Genomic DNA, 19,040 nt, shown 5'->3' with positions numbered 1-19,040 from the left:
GGTACTGGTGCGGGGGATTTCGGGGAGGGCGGGGTTCAGGCGCCGTTGGGCAGCGGGGCGGCCGGGCTGACCAGGCCCGCGGCGCGCAGGTCGGTCCAGAAGGCGGCCGGGATGTTCTCGTCGAGTGCGGCGGTGTCCTCGGCGATGCGGCTGGGCCGGGTGGCGCCGGGGATGACGGCGGCGGCCACGGGGTGGGCCAGGGAGAACTGGAGGGCGGCGGCCTTGATGCTGATGCCGTGCTGGTCGGTGAGGGCCTTGATGCGCTTGACCTTCTCGATGATCTCCGGCGGGGCCTGCTGGTACTCGAAGTTGGTGCCGCCGGCGAGGATGCCGGAGCTGTAGGGGCCGCCGACGACCATGTCGACGTTCTGCTCCTCGGCCAGGGGCAGCAGGCGCTGGAGAGCGTGGGAGTGGTCGAGGAGGGTGTAGCGGCCGGCGAGGAGGAATCCGTCGGGCCGGGGCTCGTCCAGGGCGAGGGTCATCTCGATGGGCTCGGTCTTGTTGACGCCCAGGCCCCAGGCCCTGATGACGCCTTCGTCGCGCAGGCGGGACAGGACGCGGAAGGCTCCGGTGCGGGCCTCCTCGAACTTGCCGACCCAGGCGTCGCCGTGGAAGTCCTGGGCGATGTCGTGGACCCAGACGATGTCGAAGCGGTCGACGCCCATGCGGCGCAGGCTGCCCTCGATGGAGCGTTCGGTGGCGTCGGCGGTCCACTCGTGGAGGACCTTGTTGGGGTTGCCGTGCTCGAACAGGCCGCCCTTCTCGCCGAAGTCGGGGACGCCGGTCTCGATCTCGTCGAGGATGACCCGGCCCACCTTGGTGGACAGCACGTAGGAGTCGCGGGGCTTGGTCGACAGGACCTGGCCCAGGCGTTCCTCGGCGAGGCCGGCGCCGTAGAAGGGGGCGGTGTCGTAGTAGCGGATGCCCTGGTCCCAGGCGGCTTCGACGGTGGCGCGGGCGTCCTCGTCGGGGATGGCGCGGAACATGTTGCCGAGGGGGGCGGTGCCGAAGCCGAGACGGTCGGGAAGGATGTTCTTCAGGGACATGGACGGTGCCTTTTCGATCGGTGCCTCGGTATGGGGGGTGAGGCGTGAAGGAGAGCGGATGCCTCCCGGTGCGGCGGCCTGCATGCAGGAAGGCCGGGCACCGGGCGGGAGGGTCAGCCGCCTGGGCGGTAAGGGCTACCCCCATATGTTTGCTCTAGCCCGTTACAGGCGAAGACAATAATTGCAGACGCGGGGTAAGGCAAGTGGCCCCGGCAGGGGACGCTCGTGGGCACCAGGCCGCCGTCCGCGCCGGGTGCCCGGCCTGTGGTCGCCGAAGCCTGCTCCGACGCACACAAGTGATCACTCACCGGGCGGGATCAGGCGCTTGAGCAGGGATGCGGCCGCACGGTCCTCCGCCGGACAGCGCCGCTCCTGCTCGTCCGGCTCGAGCCCGGATGCGGCTCGTCGAACACCGCCGGCATGCCGTCACTCGTCCTCGGCTCGGGCGGCACGCGGTTCACGGTGACCCCTCCGCCGGCGAGATCGCCGGTTGCGCCGTCCTGGTCATCTCGCAAGGGGTCATGTCCGTCGGCGTCTCGCTGCCCGCCTCGGTGCTGACGAAGATCACGGCCCCGCTCGCGCCGGGCATCCGCGGGAGTGGCGGCGGGTCAGGCGCCCCCTGGGGAGCACGTTGACCTCGAAGAACCGCAGCCAGCCCCATCGGGGATCTCGAAGGTGGGTCCGGTCGCGAAGGTGCCGGCATTGACGACCGGGACGTCGACGTCGGGCAGCTGCCGGACCAGGTGGGCTCCCCTCCGCCGTCCCGGCAGCGGCCGCGACCGCGCGCTCCGATCCGCTCCGCCGCCTCGGGGACCGGTCGGCGTCGCGGCCGTCGACCACCACGTCGGCCCCGGCATCGGTCGGGGCGCCTGCGCCGTCGCCTCGCCGGTTCCCGCCGTCGACCCCGTGAGCGCCGCGGTACGTCCACTGGAGTCGATCTGCATCGGACGAGCACCTTTCAGCCGACGGCGGCCCGCCGGGCAGCGGGCCGGACGGTAGCCATCCCCGCCCTCTCGCCCCCCGTCCGGGCCCAGGACGGCGCGCCAGGAGCGCCTCGCCCTAGATCAACACGCTCTACTTGCACGCGCCGGATATAGGAGAGAGCGGGTAATTTCAACCAGGGCTTACCCTGGATCCCAGTCTCATCCGGAAGGAGACCCGGACCCATGACCGCCACGGATCCCGCGTTGACCGCCCTCGCCAACGGATGGGCAGCCCTCTCCCTGCTGCACGGCATGATCGAGGCGCACATCGAGCGCGCCCTGCAAGCCAGGCACGGTCTGAGCGTGCGGGAGTACTCGCTGCTCGACGTGCTCAGCCGGCAGCACGACGGCGAGGGCGGGCACCTGCAGATGAAGCAGGTCGCCGACGCGGTCGTCCTCAGCCAAAGCGCCACCACCCGCCTGGTCGCCCGCCTGGAGGACCGCGGCCTGCTCTCCCGCTACCTGTGCCCGACCGACCGCCGCGGCATCTACACCGACGTCACCGAAGCCGGCCTGAGGCTCCTGGAAGAAGCCCGGCCCTCCAACGACACCGCCCTCAGACACGCTCTCGACGAGGCCGCCGAGAACCCCGCCCTCGCCCCCCTGGTCACAGCGGTCGAGGCGATGAACCCGACCCCCCGGCATCCCGTCCCCCTTCCGGCGCGGTGAGAAGCGTCCACCCGGACCCTCCCATCGCTGTCCGGCAGGACGGCACACAACAGCGGATGGCGCGGGCATGAGCGCCGTCGCGGCCACGAGCACCGTCGTGCGGCCCGGCCGAAACGTCTCCCGAGGTGCGCCGGTGACCGTCCGGCTGTCCGGCTGTCAGGCTGTCAGGGCAGGAGTGGGGTGGCGGCGCGGGCGCGCTCCCACATCCCGTGCAGCTGCTCGAGTGGCCGTTGCTGTTCGCCGTGCAGGGCGTTGAGGACCACCAGGCCTCCGGTCAGGGCCGGCACCGCCCACTGGACGCAGGCGAGCCGGCGCTGCGCCTTGGCTGTGTCGATGGGGTGCTTGGCCGCCCTCTCGATGTCCCGGGGGTCGGGGGAGGAGGCGAGTTCGGCCTTCTTTCCCAAGACGCGGGCATAGGCGGTGGCCGCCAGCGCCGCCGCGGTGACGACCGTCTTCGCGGTGGCGGAGCCGGTCACGCCCTTCTGCTTGTACACCCGGTGGGCGTTGACGGCGAGCAGGCCTCCGCCTCCGTACAGGTGCGCAGCGATCGCGGCCGCGCTGACCGGCGTCCACTTGGTCCAGCCGGCTGATGCGATGCGCGTCTGGGCGGCCTCCGTGCCGCCTTCCTGTCTGGCGGCTCCGTTGAGCCCCACTGCGCCCATCAGGGAGCCACCGAACCACGCGGCTAGTCCCAGATCGTGCAGGCTGCGGATGACGGTATGGCGTCCGGTCATGGCGGTGCTCCTTGCAGTGCGGATATCGGTGAGCCGGTGAAAGGGCAGGTCTTGGATCACCCTCCCCCGGCCGTGGGCCGCTCGCGAGCGCTGATCGCCCGGTCGGGGGCCGACCCGCGGAGCAGGAGCCCGGGTGCGCGCCCACCGGACGGTGCTCGATCACCCAGCCGGAGCCGGCACCCCCGTGCCGGCTCGGCGGTCTCAGTCGACGGGCACGCAGGCCAGACCGCAGCAGATCGCACCGGGTCGGACAGGCCGCGGCGGCCGTCACCCACCGGGGAATTGGCGGATCCGGATGGAAGAGCAGGGAGGCGAGCCGTACGGGCGCGGCCCAGTCGTAGAAGCGCGGCCCCCTTTTCCGTAGGACGGCCACTGCCAGATGTCACCGGGTTTCTTCGCCGAACGGACGATGCGCCAGATGGGGGCCAGTAGTCCGGCGCGGTCAGGTGCCGGTCTGCCCCGGAGCCGGTCGCTGTCGGCCGGCCACGCGCGAGCAGCCCTGACGCGCTCGGCGGCCTCTTCTTCACCGCCGAGCAGCCGTAGGGCGTGGGCCGCGTCGACGTTCACCCGGTCCTGCCGTACTGGACCAGCCAGTACGGCAGGACCGGACGCATCTGCGCTCCCAGCTGCCGCTGCCCCGCATCGGCGATCAAGCAGTCGATGAGCCCGGTCGGGCGGACAACCGTGCCAGGTAGCCCTGCAACGGTGTCTCGCAAGGCAGGCAGGAGTGATCGGCCGTCCCGGTCCTATGTACGCAACAGCCGTGCCAGTTCGGGGCGGATTCGTTTGGCGAGGTAGGCGTGGCCGGCGTTCGTGGGGTGAACACCGTCCCCTCCGATGAACTGGTGGGCGGATCCGGTGAACCACCCACGGCGCACCGCGGACACGTGAGCCAGGCCGACCTTCTCCGCTGCGGCCGAGACCGCCTCATCGATCGGATGTGAGCCGATCGGTCGTTGAAACGAGTAGATGGGTCCGATGACCAGGATGCGTGCGTGCGGAAGTCCTGTGCGCAGACGCCGCAGGGTGTCTACCGCGGCGGCTGCGGTCTTCGTCGGGTTGGCGTCGTTGCGGGAGCCCTCGACCACGACCACGTCCGGCTTAGCGGCGATGGCCTGTTTGATCCGGTCTGAGTACGGCCGACCGCCTTCCTGCCGGCCACCAGTGGTGTAGCCGGTTCCACCCTTGGCGTCGAGCTTCAGAGTCAGTCCCAGTTGCTCAGCGACCAGCGAGGGCCAGCCGTTCGATCCTTTGCCGCCCTGTGAGCTGCCCCCGGCGATGGAGTCACCCAGGACCAACAATCTCGAATGTCGGGCTGCGGCATCGGTATGACCGACGCCCCCAGCCAGGAGGGAGCACACCATGCTCACCAGCACCGTTGCGCGGCCGATCGGCCGGACTGCACACATGCCCATGTTCTGAAGCTAATGGGCATGGTGGGGGCCTCAATAATGGAATGGTCCGAACAGGGGAGCGTCGGAGCGCCACAGGACGTATCGACCGGATTGGGGACTCGCGCCACTCGACACCACGAGTCCGAGTACAAAGGTGCAGAGGCGCAGAGGCGCCGGCCGGCTCGGCGGGCCGGCCGCTGATCTCGACCCGGCTTTCCCGCCCCGGGTGGCGTTCGAGGGCGCCCGCCGTCTCGTCCTCGCGGCCGCCACGCGCGAGCGCCTCGCCGACCTCGCGTACGACGTCGCGCGCCTCGAATCCCTGGTGCAGCGCCTGGACTGACGACGACTCCAGTCGGTGTGGCGGGAGCCGGCCACCGTCTTCCACGTCCGGGATGACCTGGACAGCCCTGGCGAGCTCACGGTCACCCTGCGGAAGGGTGACACCGGGGTCCGTGTCAACGGCACGGGAACGCGGGTCGGCTGAGCGTCGGCGTAGGTTGCCGACCCGGTGCTCCGCCCGGCCGGTGCTTCGCGTACGTCTGCCCATGCTCCAGATTCGGCGCGCCAGGGCGAACGCCGAGGGACGGGGGAGAGGTACGTGATCCCCGCCCCCGCGCGGATCCGCTGGGCACATCGGGCCCCGGCGGGAAGTCTTCTGTGCCGCTGGAGCGCGCGGCGCGCTGGTGGCCGTTGCCGTCAACGGCTGCGTTGTGATCTGCGCAGGGGATCATCATGCCAGGTGTCCTGGGCATACGGTCTGCACCGGCCCCCGTAGCGAGGGGCAACTGCAGGGAGGGGCAGCCAGCGATGGAGACGAGCGACCGGGAGTGGGAGACTCGGGCGAAGTGCCGTACTGCGGACCCGGACGAGTTGTTCGTCGAGGGCGCGGCCCAGAACCGGGCGAAGGCGCTGTGCGGCGGCTGTCCGGTCCGGACCGAATGCCTCGCCCACGCTCTCGACAACCGCATTGAACACGGCATCTGGGGAGGCATGACCGAGCGGGAACGACGCGGCCTTCTTCGGCGCCGCCCGACGGTGACCTCTTGGCGCTTGCTGCTGGAGGCCGCCCGGGCCGAGCACCTTCGCCCGGATCGATCGACCCGCAAGCAGACCGCCTGAACAGCGTCCTGCGCGTCCTGGGACCTGCGCCATGACGTTACAGCGACGACAACCGGCGCCAAGCCCCGGGCCGGCCCGGCCCCGCCACGTACAACTCGCCGGTGAAAGCGGGCTGGAACGGACTTCTCCGAGCGGGGTGGCGACTCCCTGCTCGTGATGCGGCTGATCGGTCGGATCCGGCACCGGCTGGCGGGCGAACCACCAGGAGGCGACGTCTTCCGTGGCCCCACCGCCGCAGGGCTGGCCGCGCGTCACATCACGGCCGGCACGTGCGCGCGTGACACGGCGGTCGACACCGTGCTGCCGTTGCGCGCCGGGGGCATCGAGGTCGGTGTTGTGTGCTCCCTGCGATCGGGCCAGCGGGAGGTAATCAGGGCCGATCCGCAGCCTCCGCACCGCCACGGGCGTACGCCACGGGCCGCCCCCCGGGGGCACTCAGCGATCCAGCCGAACGCCGTACGCCGCGTCCTCCGCCTGGCCGGCGACGGCACCCGGATCCGTTTGCACCGGGAGCCGGCCATCTGAGGCCTCATCGCGCGCCGTACACGCGGCGGGCCGAGGGCAGGTCGTAGCGCTGGTGGTACCGGAACCAGCGTGCCTCTCCGACTTCCGTTTCCGTCGGGAGGCGCCGTGGCTCATCCGGCACAGCATGGTGCCGGCGTGGTTGTCAGCTGCCTCTGCTGTAACGCGCTCCCCGAGTGCTTCCCGAGCCTGTTGGCGAAGAGCGCGCAACGGCGTTGACTTGGCGTGGACGGGCTGGCTGGGTCATATCTGGGAGACGGCATGGGAACAGATCGCCCTTGGAGCAAGGCTGTTGTCATCGGCGGCAGTTACGCGGGGCTGGTGACCGCGCGGGTGCTGGCCGACTTCTTCGACGAGGTCGTCCTGGTGGAGCGGGACGCCGTGGACGAGGACACCGGTGTGCATCCCGGCGCGCCGCAGGGCCACCACGCGCACGCGATGCTGGCGAGGGGCGGGGAGATCCTGGAGCGACTGTTTCCGGGGTTGCGCGAGGAGTTGAGGGCGGCGGGGGCACCGGTCTTCGACTACGGGGAGGGAATCGACTTCCTGCTGCCCGTCGGGCTCGCGCCGCGCAACCGCACCGGAGTGCGGATCCAGACCTTCACCCGTGACGAGCTGGAACGCCGGTTGCGCCGCAAGGTGCTGGCACTGCCCGGCGTCACGCTGCTGCCGTCCACGTCGTGCACGGGCCTGGACAGGCACCCCTCGGGGCGAGTGAGCGGGGTGACGTGCAGGCCGCAGGGCGCGGACCCCGTCAAGGTCACCGCCGATCTCGTCGTCGACGCCTCCGGGCGGTCCAGCTCCCTGGCCGACTGGCTGGGTGGGATGGGCGTCGCCGTGCCGCCGAAGCGTACGGTGAAGGCGAAGGTCACATACACGTCGATGATCTTCGATCGGGTGGAGGAAGGCGATCCCGGCCATCCGGACTTCCACGTCGCCTACCAGATGCTGTTCGCTCCCAGCGTGCACCGGGCCGGAGTCCTGCTCGCTGTGGAACGCAACCGGTGGACGTGTTCACTGTTCGCCTTCCAGGACCAGCCGCCGACCGACGACGCGGGCTACCTGGCGTTCGCCGAGAGCCTGAACAATCCGCGCCTGGCCCAGCAGATCGGCCGGCGTACCGTCCAGGAGCCCACCCGCAGTTACACCAACGTCGACAACCAGTGGCGGCTCTACCACGCGGTCAAGGATTGGCCGGACCGGCTTGTCGCCGTCGGTGACGCCGTCTGCGTGTTCAACCCGGTCTACGGCCAGGGCCTGACGGTGGCCGCGATGGAGGCGGAACTGCTCCAGGGCATGCTGGCGCGGCGCAGCGCGTCTGGCCGGTTGGACGGCCTCGCTGCCGATTTCCAGAAGAGGGTGGGCCGTCTGGTGCGTGGTCCTTGGACGCTGTCCACCAACTCCGACCTGATGTGGAACCCGCACGGCCAGCCGCTCGGGGCGCGTTTCGCACACTGGTACAACACACGTCTCTTCCAGGTGGCGGTGAGGGACGCTCGTGTGTGGGCGAGGTTCGTGCGGGTGGTGAACATGGTGGCCTCTCCCGCCGTGCTGTTCCACCCCGTGGTGGCGCTGAAGGTCCTGACCGCAGGGCCGGCCAAGCGCCGGACGCCCATGGCCGTGCTCGCCTCGGAGTCGACGCGGTCGAGCGGCACATAGCGGCGTTCATCGGTGTCCTGACCACGGGCCCGGACCACCGGATCCGGGAGCTGGGAGCGCGGCCGGTCTCTTCGGGGCCGGGCGTACGTGGCCGCGCGGGCCATACGGAGCATCTCCTCCACCACCTAGGTTCTGTCTCTTTGGTCAGCGTCGGGACCGGATGAGGATGCCGGCGAGGTGGAGTGCGGCCTGGTAGGCGATGGCGAGCTTGTCGGTTCGTGTGGCCGGGCCGCGCCACTGCTTGAGGCGGTTGATGCATTGCTCGACGGTGTTGCGCTGCTCGTATGTCTCGGCGTCGAAGCCAGGTGGGCGGCCGCCTCGGCGGCCCCGCCGCAAGCGGTGGCCGATCTGGTCGGACGGCTGAGGGATGACAGCTCGGATTCCCCGGCGCTGTAGGTGGCTGCGGATGGCGCGGGAGGAGTAGGCCCGGTTGGCCAGCACGGCCAGCACGGCCAGTTGCAATGGGCCTTGCAATGGGTTGGGTGGACGAGACAAAACCGCCGACGAGCCCGGCCCGCGCCCCCGGCGCCAGATCACGACGGATCGCCCGCTGCAGCGTCGGCATCGACGGAAGGCGCCTTCCCCTCCGCCCCTGGCCGCGCGAGCGAACAGCCCGAAGACGCTGCGCCTCGTGCAGCACCAGCACGCCGGGCTGTCGTAGCGCGTTCACCGGCATCAGGTCCGCCTCCCCCGCCCCGCGCGGCAGACGCACGCCCAGCTCAAGAGCATCCGGCGCAGTTCCGGCACCGTCGGACGCACACCGACGTGGACCCGGCGAACCCTGGCCGGGTGCGACAACTTGGACAGGGCGTACTGCAGCGCGACGGTCCTGCCCAGACCGGCGTCGCCGTACAGACACACCACCGCCCCCACCGCAGCCGCGTGCGCGACCGTCCACAACACCGACCGCACAGCAGACGTGTGCACCACAGGCGCGTCCGGCACCAGAACCGGAACCTGTGGTGGATAGCCCACCTTGCTCTTCCACGCGGGTGCCACCTGCGGAGTCACCGCCTTGCTCGGCTTCGCCCCAGGCACCCGCACCGGCATCGCAGCGCTGGCCAACACCGGACTCCACCCGAGACGGGGCGGTCGGTCGAGGTCGGTGGCCCCGGATCACGGCGCGACGGCCAGCCCGCCGGGGCCCGGTTGCAGGGCGTGGGGGTAGCGCAGGACTGGGTGCGTCGTGCGGTGCAACGGAAAGGGGGATGAGGCCACGGGTACCACTTCCAGTCGCAGGCTGGATGCCGGGGACCTTGCTACCGCGGCTCCCTCACGATCTCCGTCCGGCCCGGCATTGCGCACGGTGTTCTTGCCAGGCGCGGGAGGAGCGGGTCAGCGCCTTGTCAGTGGTCGGCGGACCGTGAAGGGGGGCCGCTGATCGGAACGGTCTGCTTCACCTCTCCACGCCTCTGATCACATCCCTTCACGATTCGCTCACGAACCCCCTAAGCTGCCCGGAGGAGGGGCGAACAGCCCTTATGGGGGAGGGAAAGTCATACTCATGGGCAGATCAGCGCTGCCGACGCGCCGCCGTGGCTCGGCCGTCGCACTCGCCACCGTCTCGCTCGCTCTCGCAGGCAGCACGATCCCGGCGGTACCGGCCGCCGCGGCGACCGTGCAGCCGCCGTGGAGTAGCCCGGTGTCGTTGTACGACTACAAGTCCGAGGTCCAGGACGTCGTCATCACCAAGAGCGGCACCGCCGTGGCCGTCTGGACCCAGCACACGACCGGCGTCCTCTACTGGGCGACGCGCCCCGCCAACAGCGGGACGTGGACCACCCGGGCCCTGGCCTCCGAGACGGTCGGCCAAGCGCGCCTCGCGGCCCTGCCGGACGGATCGGTCACCGCGGTATGGACCACGACCGACCACATCGCCTCCGCCACACTGGGCGCCGGACAGTCGGCCTGGTCGCAGCCCACGGTGATCGCCTCGAACCAGAGCACGAACTTCGACTCCCCTGACCTCGCCGTAGGACCGGGCGGGACGATCGCCGCCGTGTGGAGCCAGCGCGTGTGGCGGACCGGCAGGAGCGAGGCGTACGCCGCCACCCTGGCCGGCGAGGGTGGTTGGTCCACTCCGGCGCAGGTCAGCAACGCCGCCACCTACGCGGGTCCCTCCGGCTACGGGACCGTCGGGCACCCGCACATCGCCTACGACGGACAGGGCGGGCTCGTCGTCTCGTACTGGATGAGCGTGAGCTCCCAGTACTACCGGGTGATGACCAACACCAGACCGTTCGGCGTCTCGACCTGGCCGACCCCGCAGGAGGTCACCGCAGCTACCGTCGCTCCGCAGCTGGCCTCCGCCCCGGACGGCTCGGTCCACCTGGTGTGGCAGGACGCGAACGGCAGCTTCCAGATCATGCGCCGCGCCAGCGCGGCCTCCGCGTGGGGCCAGCCGCAGACCGCCGCGACCGCCGTCGGCAAGCCCGCCGAGGTTCCGGAGCCGCTGGTCGGGTCCGACGGGGATATCACCCTCGCCTGGACCGACGAAGCCACGGGCTCGGAAGCGGTACGGACCACCACCTTCGACAGCACCGGCGGCACCTGGTCGGCGTCGAGGACGCTGTCCTCCGGCGACGCCCGGTACAAGTCCGACGCAGTCATCGCCCCCGACGACTCGGTCCATGTGCTGTGGCCCGAGCTCGACGCCGACCAGCAGCACGAGTCCGTGTGGGAGTCCACCCTGGCCGGCGGAAAGTGGACGTCCGCACGCCGAGTGGGTGGCGGACGGTCGGTGCAGGTCGAGATCGCAGCGGACGCCGTCGGCTCCGCCACCGCGGTCTGGGGGCCTGCGTCCTCCATCTCCCCGGACACGGAGGTGATGGCCTCCACCATGATCTGGCCCACCCTTCAGGTGACGGACAGCACGGTCCCGGCGAAGGTGTTCTTGAACGGCACCACCTCCTCCAGCGCCGCGTGGAAGCCTTCCTGGACCACCAACTCCCCCGTCGCCTCCTGGTCGCTCACGCTCAAGGACACCAGGGGGCGGACCGTCCGCACCCTCACCGGCGACCCCGGCTCCGCCACGACGATCGCCCCGGTCTGGAACGGCCGCACCAGCACCGGCGCGATCGCCGACAACGGCAGACTCACCTGGACGCTGAAGGCCGTCCAGTACGGCTCCGGCGTTGCGTCGACACTGCAGACCGGCACCATCGCGGTGGCCGGCGGCAGGCCGGCTTTCCGTGACTTCAGCGGCGGCGCCGACATCGTCTCCGACGGATTCGGTGACCTGCTCCAGCTCGACACCTCCGGCAGGCTCCAGTGGCTCCTCGGCACGGGCGGCGCCCTGGCGGGGGGCGATATCGGCGGCGGATGGTCGACGAGCATCAAGGCGGTGCCGTTTGGCGACCTCAGCGGTGACCGCTGCAACGACTTCCTCGTCCGCGTCGGCGACGCCCTGCGCGCCTACCGGCCGGCCTGTGGCGCCGCGCCGTCGGCCGCGGGCACGCCGTACAGGACGGTCTCCAGTACCGGCTGGAAGCAGTACGACGTCCTGACCTACCCCGGTGACGTCACCAAGGACGGCCGCCCGGACCTGATCGCTCGCAACTCCTCCACCGGCGCCGTCTACCTCTACAAGGGCACCAGCACCGGCACCCTCTCCGCGCGCGTGAAGCTGTACGCGAACTGGAAGACGTACAAGAAAGTCATCGGCGCCGGTGACCTCAACGGCGACGGCATCAGCGACCTGATCGCACAGGACACCTCCAACAACCTGTACCGCTACTACGGCAAGGGCAACGGCACCTTCGCCGGCCGCGTCAAGCTCGCCAGTAACTGGGGCGGCTCCTACAACGTGGTGGTCGGCGTCGGCGACATCACCGGCGACGGCACAAGCGACCTGATCGCCCGCGACACCGCCGGCAACCTCTACCGCCAGTCCGGTGACGGCAAGGGGTCATACGGCACCCGGGTCAAGATCGGTAGTGGCTTCAACCGCGCCAGGGGGCTGTTCTGACAGTCCTCCGGCAGTGCGGGGCGTGAGGCTCGCAAGCCCTGCTTGTATGTCTCGGCGTCGAAGCCAGGTGGGCGGCCGCCTCGGCGGCCCCGCCGCAAGCGGTGGCCGATCTGGTCGGACGGCTGAGGGATGACAGCTCGGATTCCCCGGCGCTGTAGGTGGCTGCGGATGGCGCGGGAGGAGTCGGCCAGCACGGCCAGAGGCCGGGTCCGGGGCCTTCCGGGGCCGCTGCGGGGCACGCGGATGCGGGACATCACTTTTTCGAAGACGGGGGCGTCACCGGCCTGACCTGCAGTGCCGGTGAAGGCCAGAGGTCGTGCCCCGCCGTCCGCGGCCGGGTGCACCGTGGTGCTCAGCCCACCGCGGGAGTGTCCGAGCGCGTGATCGGCGGGCTCACCGGAGCAAGCCGCCCCTTTTTGCGTGCCCCGGCGGCGTGCTGGTGAGCCCGGACGACCGTGGAGTCCACCGACACCGTCCAGTCGATCTCGTCGTCGGCGTCCGCCGCCCTCAGAACAGCGGCGAGGGCCATCTCCCAGGTGCCGTCGACAGCGCACCTGATCAGCCGCTTGTGAGCGGTCTGGAACGGTCCGAGTTCCTCGGGCAGGTCCCGCCAGGGCGAGTTGGCGCGATACTTCCACGCGATGGCCTCCAGTGTTCGGCGGTGGCCGGCCCACCGTCGTCCACGGACCGGATCGGCCGGCATCAGCGGCTCGATCCGTCCCCACATCGCATCAGTGATCACTAATCGGACAGGCACATCCGATCAACTGACGAACCGACCAAAGAGACACGCGCTAGTCCAGCCGTACCTCACCGTCGGGGCGCGTACTCTACGGCGGTCCAAGGGGCTACCCGCCGCCAGCCGCCCGTCAGATCGGTGGCCCGCATCCGCCAGGCAGCCGCCGCGCGGTTCAAGAACGGCCACGTCGTTTCCCAGGGGTGGGGTGGATACCGTCCTGCGGGTGGTCCCTGCCGTGGACCGACCACCGGCCGGGCCGGTCGGACCGCCACCACCGGGCAAACCCCGACAGGAGAGGCAGGCGATCACCCACAGGAGTGAGACGCCCCGCCGGCCCCCCTCGCGTGCCGGATCAAGCAGGCGGGGGAGAGCCGTATTCGGGGTAGATGGTGGAGGCGCTCGGTGGCCCGCACCGTTGAAGGATGCAGGCGTCGTGGCGCTGTCAGTGGCGGCGACCCCAGGGAGCAGTCGGTATGGCACGTACGCGTGCGGAGGCGAGCACGAGGCATCCCCGGCACGAACGCAGGGGCGAGGTACGGCTGCCTGCGGTCGTCGCGACGCTCGCCGCGATCGCCCTGTACCTGTTCCTGCCGCAACGGCTGCTGGTGGCCCCGCGCTACGTGCTGCCCGTCCTGGAGTGCCTGCTGCTGGTTCCCCTGATCGCGATCAATCCGAAGCGCCTGACCCGGCAGACGAGGGTGTTCCGGGTGCTTTCCCTCACGCTCGTGGCGGTCATCGCCGTCAGCAATCTGGTGGCGCTGGTCATCCTGATCCACGAGCTGGTGTACGCCGGGGTCAAGGACGGCCGGTCCTTGCTGGTGGCGGCGCTGCAGGTGTGGCTCACCAACATCATCGTCTTCGGTCTGGCCTACTGGGAGCTGGACCGCGGCGGCCCGGTCAGCCGCACACAGGCGGCCCGCTCGGCCCTGCCTCTGGCGGACTTCCGTTTCTCGCAGGACGAGAACGACGACGCCGTCCAGGAAGTGGCCGACGGCGCCAGCGGCACGTCGGACTGGGTCCCCACCCTGGTGGACTACCTTTACGTGTCCGTCACGAACTCCACGGCGTTCAGCCCGACCGACACGATGCCGCTGTCGACCCGCGCGAAGCTCCTGATGAGCATCCAGTGCGTCTCCGCCCTGTTCACCTCCCTTCTGGTGATCGCCCGGGCCGTCAGCATCCTGCACTGACCGGCCGCGTGGAAACGGTGCCTCGACCTCGGATCGAGTGGGGCCGCTGCCAAAGGCCCGGCGACCACTTCTCGTGGCGTGCTGTCGCCGTCCTGCCGGCAGTGACGGCACGCCCATGGTGTCTGCCGAGGGAGGAGACGTGGGAACGCAGGCGCCGTCGCGCGGGCGCATCAGCACGCCGCCGGTGCCCGCACCGACCCGCCGCCGGCTCCTGTGTCAAAAGGGGACGCAGTGTCAGAACACCGGATCGAGACCCCGCGGCAGAGCCACAGCGCCCCCCTGGGCGGAGGTGGTGCGGGAGGTGAGGGGCTGGGCCGCCCGCGCGGTGGTTCACCACCCAGCTGCAACCCCCTCAAGAAGCCGGACAGCCCAGCCGCGGACAAGGCCCACGGCAACGGACCTTGCCGCGGCTACCTGCGCCGAAGCGGCATCCGGCCGGCATCCCGGAGAAGACCGACAGTCAGGCCGCCCGCCTGCGTAAGGGCTCACGCGGCGGACGGCCACCCGGCTTCGACGAGGAACGGTACAAGGAACGCAACACCGTCGAGCGGGCGATCAACGGATCGCTCGGACGGGCTCTAATCGACCCGCACTTCGGTGTTCTGGCAGGCGTGCAGCAACCAGCTCCCGTCCTCCTGCTTGGTCATGACGTAGAGAGGGGCGCCCTCCGTGTCGCCCTCTGCCGAGTGGTAGACCTGCCGGACCTTGACGGCCGCCACGTCGGGCCGCAGGAACTGCGTGTGCACTGCCTCGTAGGTGACCTTGCCGTCCCAGCTCGCGTTGGGCAGGACGGCGCGGGTGAACTCGGCAATCGCGTCGAAGCCGATGAGGACCTTGCCGTGAGAAGTCGTCCAGAGGGCGTCGGGATGGAAGAGCGCGAGGAACCCCTCCACGTCTTTGGCACGCTGAGCGCGCTCGACTGTAGCCACGACCTGTTCGATGGCCTTGATGTCCGCGGTTTCGGTGTTCATGTAGATCATCCTGAGACCTCAGGTTCGCTTGAGGTCAAGGGCCACAGCCGTAGAGAGACAGGCGGTACATGGAGCCGATACGCCCCAGGAGACCACGCAAGGCCACCAACAGGCCGGCGCCCCCGTAGGCAAGCCTCGCCCGTCCGCGAACAGCGGCGTCTGGTACGCCCCTTCGGACGGACGGCGGTTTGTTCCCAGGCTCTGTGCCGAACCGTCGACGGAGTGGTTCCGGAACGCGCCGGAGACCTGCCTTCTGCCAGTGGCAGAACACCGGCCCGAGCGGGCTCGACGATCACTACAGTCCAGGCCCATGACGACGGTTACCACGCGCACGATCGAATACGCGGCCGACGGCCTGACGATGACCGGGCACCTCGCGCTCCCGGCCGGTACCGACCGCCGGCCCGCGGTCCTGGTCGGGCCCGAGGGCATGGGGCTCAGCGACGTCGAGCGCCGCCGGGCCGAGGCGCTCGCCGAGCTGGGATACGTGGCCCTGGCCTTCGACCTCCACGGCGGCCGCTACTTGAGTGACCCCGAGGAGATGCTCGCCCGTTGCATGCCGCTGCTCGCCGATCCCGACCGGATGCGCGGCATCGGCCACGCGGCGCTCGACGTGCTGCGCGCCGAGCCGAGGACCGACCCGGACCGGATCGCCGCCGTCGGCTACGGCACCGGGGGCGCGATCGCGCTGGAACTCGGTCGCGACGGCGTCGACCTGCGCGCCATCGCGACAGTCAACGCACTGACCACGGGCCGACCGGGCGAGGCGGCGCGCATTCACTGCCCGGTGTGGGCCGGGGTCGGGTCGGAAGACCCGATCATGCCGCCCGCGCAACGGGACGCGTTCACCGCCGAGATGCAGGCTGCGGGCGTCGACTGGCGCCTCGTGGTCTACGGCGGCGCCTTGCACGCCTTCCATCACCCAACGGTCGAGCACACCGTGGTCCCCGGCGTCGGCTACCACCCGCAGCACGCGCGGCGCTGTTGGCGGGACGTCGTCGACCTGCTCGCCGAGTGCCTGCCCATGACGGAGTGATCTGGCCGGCGACCCGCGCCGCGCTCGTAGGCCTCGACTTCGCCGGCACGCTCGTCCCCATCGTCGCCGACCCCGAGCAGGCCCGCGCGCACCCCGGCGCTGTACCCGTGCTGGCCGCGCTCGCGCCCCGGGTGGCCTCCGTCGAGGCGGTGCCGTAGCCGAAGAGCAGTCCCGTACCCACCGGCCACCTCGGGTAGCCGGGCACCCTTGCGTGCTGTGCTCATGTCGACGGCCGGATGATGGCACGTCTGCCTGATCGCCGACCTGGACAAGCTCGGCGGGGAAGCCGACGGCGAGCAGTACGGTCGGCGCGCCGGCACCTGTGCGAGGACGTCCGGGGCGCGCTGATCTGTGTCGGAATGCTGGTCGGAGGGCTCTGTCCGGGGGTGAGCACGAGAGCGGCGGCCGCCCGTCCGGGACGCCGGGTGCGCGCTGTTGCTGAGACCAGTCAAAGCGGCACCCGAAGACGAGCCCCGCCCTGTGCGGGCTAGGCGTTCTACCACTGCGCGGATCGGGCGCATTGGCCAGAAAGCCTGCCTGTCTCCGGCCGGCACTGCCACACTCGGTCTGTTGTGATCACCGCACGCCAACGGAGGACACGATGAGCCAGCGGGAAGAGCCGTGGCAGCCGAGCCCGAAGGACCTGCCCTTCGCGATCAGCCTGATCAACCCCCACGGCGACCGGCACTTGGCCTTCAACGACGAGGACGGCCACTTCTACCGTCTGTGGCAGTACAAGTCCCCCGAACCGCTGCACACCGGCCAGGCGATCCTGCTACGCCCGAGCGACGTCGACCAGATCATCAAATTCTCCATGCTCTGGGCGATGAAGCACCCGACCCACCCGCGCAGCGAGGCCCTGATCGACGAGGCCGCCGTCGGAGCCAAGGCCGCGGTCATGCACTTCGCCCAGGCTGCCCAGGCTCCGATACAACGCTAGGACGATGTTCGGGGCTCACTGGCCGTCGCCCTCTTCGGTGGATGGCTCGCCCGTGTGCGGCGAATGATCTTCTTCACCGACCCTTGCAGGGAACGTAGCAGCTCCCGCTCGGCCTCTTCCGGCCGGACCTCGATGGTCCATTTCCGGACGTCGTCGTCCAGGGCCTCGATCGTGCGTGTACCCCAGTGAGTCCCCGAGGTGGTGTGGCCGTCACCGCCTCGGGAGCTCGGATGTCCGACGGGCTCCAGCACATCTCTCCCGTCCGGCTTTCGGCCCGGTTTCCGTGGCCCCATGGCGAAGGAGATCCGCATCCGGGGTCGAGGACGAGACGTACGAGGAACTGCAACGTCTCGCCGCCGACGACCACGAGGACCCTGACCAATACGCGAGCCGGCGGCTGACCGCAGACCTGGCACCGCGCCGCGGCTCTCGTCCAGTCGCTGCTGCGCGTCCCGGCTCTGGAGCACGGCAACCCGCTCTTCGACGCTGCGGTCGCTGTACGCCACCTGAACGACAGCGATCCGCCCGTGCGGTTCACCGCCAAGGAGGCTGCAGACCTCGTTCGAGCAGGTTGCCGCCGGACGGATGGATGTCCGCGCCCTGGCGAATGCCCTCAAGGAGCCGTCGGAGCGAAGCTGAGCCCCGGGTCCGCCTCGTTCCGAGCTCCATACGGTGGAGACGTTGCTGATCATCACGACTGCCGCTCTGTGGGGCTGGGCGCGGGCGTGCTCATGCCCCCTCCCGCGTACCGGTTCTCCGTGGTCTTGGAGGAGCCCTGGCGGTCGGCGCGCTCGGCCGGCCGTCTGCTCTTCGATACCGGCAACGGATGGCTGGGACGTTCTCGCTGGGCAGCCGGGCACCCTTACGGGCCGAGCGCACTTTGCGTCGCCTCCGTCACTGCCGTGGTCTGCGCACTGTTCGCGGCCGTCACCGGGGTCCGCCCCGAGCTGGTGGTCGGGCTGCTGCTCACACCGGACGCCGTGCTGCTCGCCACCGTCGACGTCGCGGCGCACCGGCTGCCCGATGTACTCACCCTCCACTCGCCGCGACCGTGCTCGTCCTGCTCGGCGTCGCCGCCGCGCTGCCCGGTGCTGGCGGCAGATGGACGTCCGCGCTGCTCGGCCGTCTCATCCAGGCACCGGATAACTTCGGGTCTTCCTGATCAGCAAGGGACTCGGGTCTGACCGGACCGACTCAGCGCCGACGCTGACTCCTCATGGCCGCGCGGACCTTCCGCTATGCCGAACGGGCCTCGGCCAGAGCAGTCCGCGGTCGGCAGGCTGTAGCGCGTCGCGCCTGGTGGATCAGCGGTCAGCGCTCCGGGGCCGGTGACTGCACCGCGGGCACATGCGTGCAGTGCGGCGCACACCCTGCCCTGGCCATCAGCGCCGCCGCTGCTCACCACCGGGTGCGCTGACATGCCGGCCCGGCCAGGGATCACTTCCTGACGGCCGGGATGCGGTGCGCAGGCAGCAGGCCAGTCCGCGGCGGCGCATCGGGCACCGTCTGACCGTCTCTGCCGAACCGGCGCGAACGCCCACCGGTACGGGGAACCGCCCGGTCTATTCCGACCGGTCTATTCCTCCCCGGTCCGCAGGAGGGTGCCGTTCGCCTCCGGGCGTAGGTACGGCGCGCATCCTTTCTCGATCTTGCGTGACTTCCTCATCCAGGTCCACGCCCTGCGTCCGGGCACATCCCACCAGGCGGAGGAACACGTCGGTCAGCTCTTCGCCCCGGTGGGGGAGCCGCTCAGCCAGGTTGCGAAAGCTTCGCCGACCTCCGCCGTCAGGAGCCCGATCTCCAGCGGAGGCCACGCACGGCACGGTTGCTGCCGCGAGGTCGAGCCGGGCGTCCATGTCGAGGTTCACCTCTCCGTACGGACGCACGTGGGACCAGGACAGCGGGGTCGGGCCGCGTCGGTCGGCCGGCGTGAGGGATCGCCTCGGCGGACGCGGTGCGGGTCCGGATCGCGGTTGCATACTTGATCATCCGGTCGTGCCGCCGGGCGATTGAGTTCCCGGCGGGTCGGGCGGGCCGGCACCGGGGTCGGCTGGGGGCAGGCATCCGGTTC

Annotated in this window: 11 protein-coding genes and 5 pseudogenes; 10 read left to right on the top strand and 6 right to left on the bottom strand. The window is 70.5% G+C overall.

Features of this window, described 5'->3' with window-relative positions:
- Positions 1-35 precede the first annotated feature (35 nt).
- Positions 36-1,046 carry an aldo/keto reductase gene (locus ACZ4VF_RS20530; protein ID WP_467927540.1) on the bottom strand — a complete coding sequence of 337 codons (1,011 nt, stop codon included), beginning with the start codon at positions 1,044-1,046 and terminating at the stop codon, positions 36-38.
- A gap of 1,166 nt (positions 1,047-2,212) precedes the next feature.
- On the opposite strand from ACZ4VF_RS20530, the gene ACZ4VF_RS20525 reads away from it, so the two are divergent.
- Positions 2,213-2,698: a MarR family winged helix-turn-helix transcriptional regulator gene (locus ACZ4VF_RS20525; protein ID WP_467927539.1), complete on the top strand. Its 486-nt coding sequence runs from the start codon at positions 2,213-2,215 to the stop codon at positions 2,696-2,698.
- 164 nt (positions 2,699-2,862) lie between these two features.
- On the opposite strand, the gene ACZ4VF_RS20520 is transcribed toward ACZ4VF_RS20525, so the two are convergent.
- Both ACZ4VF_RS20520 and ACZ4VF_RS20515 read right to left on the bottom strand, forming a co-directional pair.
- Positions 2,863-3,432 (bottom strand): hypothetical protein, encoded by a 570-nt coding sequence (locus ACZ4VF_RS20520; RefSeq protein WP_467927537.1) that lies wholly within the window; start codon positions 3,430-3,432, stop codon positions 2,863-2,865.
- 746 nt (positions 3,433-4,178) lie between these two features.
- Positions 4,179-4,847: an SGNH/GDSL hydrolase family protein gene (locus ACZ4VF_RS20515; RefSeq protein WP_467927536.1), complete on the bottom strand. Its 669-nt coding sequence runs from the start codon at positions 4,845-4,847 to the stop codon at positions 4,179-4,181.
- Positions 4,848-5,007: 160 nt separating this feature from the next.
- On the opposite strand from ACZ4VF_RS20515, the pseudogene ACZ4VF_RS20510 reads away from it, so the two are divergent.
- From ACZ4VF_RS20510 to ACZ4VF_RS20495, 4 genes and pseudogenes are all read left to right on the top strand, one after another.
- Positions 5,008-5,310: pseudogene (locus ACZ4VF_RS20510) on the top strand (phenazine biosynthesis protein PhzF); the annotation flags it as partial.
- Positions 5,311-5,633: 323 nt separating this feature from the next.
- Positions 5,634-5,945: a WhiB family transcriptional regulator gene (locus ACZ4VF_RS20505; RefSeq protein WP_467927535.1), complete on the top strand. Its 312-nt coding sequence runs from the start codon at positions 5,634-5,636 to the stop codon at positions 5,943-5,945.
- A 129-nt stretch (positions 5,946-6,074) separates the two neighbouring features.
- Positions 6,075-6,470 (top strand): annotated as a pseudogene (locus tag ACZ4VF_RS20500) (phosphopantetheine-binding protein); the annotation flags it as partial.
- A 258-nt stretch (positions 6,471-6,728) separates the two neighbouring features.
- Positions 6,729-8,126, top strand: coding sequence for an FAD-dependent oxidoreductase (locus ACZ4VF_RS20495; protein ID WP_467927533.1), 1,398 nt, complete (start codon positions 6,729-6,731; stop codon positions 8,124-8,126).
- Positions 8,127-8,270: 144 nt separating this feature from the next.
- Here ACZ4VF_RS20495 and ACZ4VF_RS20490 read toward each other — a convergent pair.
- Positions 8,271-8,570 (bottom strand): annotated as a pseudogene (locus ACZ4VF_RS20490) (transposase); the annotation flags it as partial.
- 1,060 nt (positions 8,571-9,630) lie between these two features.
- Here ACZ4VF_RS20490 and ACZ4VF_RS20485 point away from each other — a divergent pair.
- A complete protein-coding gene (locus ACZ4VF_RS20485; protein WP_467927532.1) occupies positions 9,631-12,093 on the top strand; it encodes an FG-GAP-like repeat-containing protein in 2,463 nt (820 codons plus the stop codon).
- 38 nt (positions 12,094-12,131) lie between these two features.
- Here the strand turns inward: ACZ4VF_RS20485 and ACZ4VF_RS20480 are convergent.
- Positions 12,132-12,850: pseudogene (locus tag ACZ4VF_RS20480) on the bottom strand (IS5 family transposase); the annotation flags it as partial.
- A gap of 455 nt (positions 12,851-13,305) precedes the next feature.
- On the opposite strand from ACZ4VF_RS20480, the gene ACZ4VF_RS20475 reads away from it, so the two are divergent.
- Entirely contained in the window at positions 13,306-14,022 is a 717-nt protein-coding gene (locus ACZ4VF_RS20475) for a hypothetical protein (protein ID WP_467927530.1), read from the top strand.
- A 578-nt stretch (positions 14,023-14,600) separates the two neighbouring features.
- Here the strand turns inward: ACZ4VF_RS20475 and ACZ4VF_RS20470 are convergent.
- Positions 14,601-15,002 (bottom strand): SgcJ/EcaC family oxidoreductase, encoded by a 402-nt coding sequence (locus ACZ4VF_RS20470; RefSeq protein ID WP_467927529.1) that lies wholly within the window; start codon positions 15,000-15,002, stop codon positions 14,601-14,603.
- 301 nt (positions 15,003-15,303) lie between these two features.
- Here ACZ4VF_RS20470 and ACZ4VF_RS20465 point away from each other — a divergent pair, with 301 nt between their 5' ends.
- From ACZ4VF_RS20465 to ACZ4VF_RS20455, 3 genes and pseudogenes are all read left to right on the top strand, one after another.
- A complete protein-coding gene (locus ACZ4VF_RS20465) occupies positions 15,304-16,029 on the top strand; it encodes a dienelactone hydrolase family protein (RefSeq protein WP_467927528.1) in 726 nt (241 codons plus the stop codon).
- Positions 15,975-16,181, top strand: a pseudogene (locus tag ACZ4VF_RS20460) (hypothetical protein); the annotation flags it as partial. The gene ACZ4VF_RS20465 and the pseudogene ACZ4VF_RS20460, both read left to right, overlap by 55 nt.
- 449 nt (positions 16,182-16,630) lie before the next feature.
- Positions 16,631-16,969 carry a hypothetical protein gene (locus tag ACZ4VF_RS20455; RefSeq protein WP_467927526.1) on the top strand — a complete coding sequence of 113 codons (339 nt, stop codon included), beginning with the start codon at positions 16,631-16,633 and terminating at the stop codon, positions 16,967-16,969.
- Positions 16,970-19,040: the final 2,071 nt, after the last annotated feature.

It is taken from the genome of Streptomyces sp. NPDC029151 (assembly GCF_055564315.1).
This window is presented reverse-complemented; position numbering and strand designations above follow the sequence as displayed.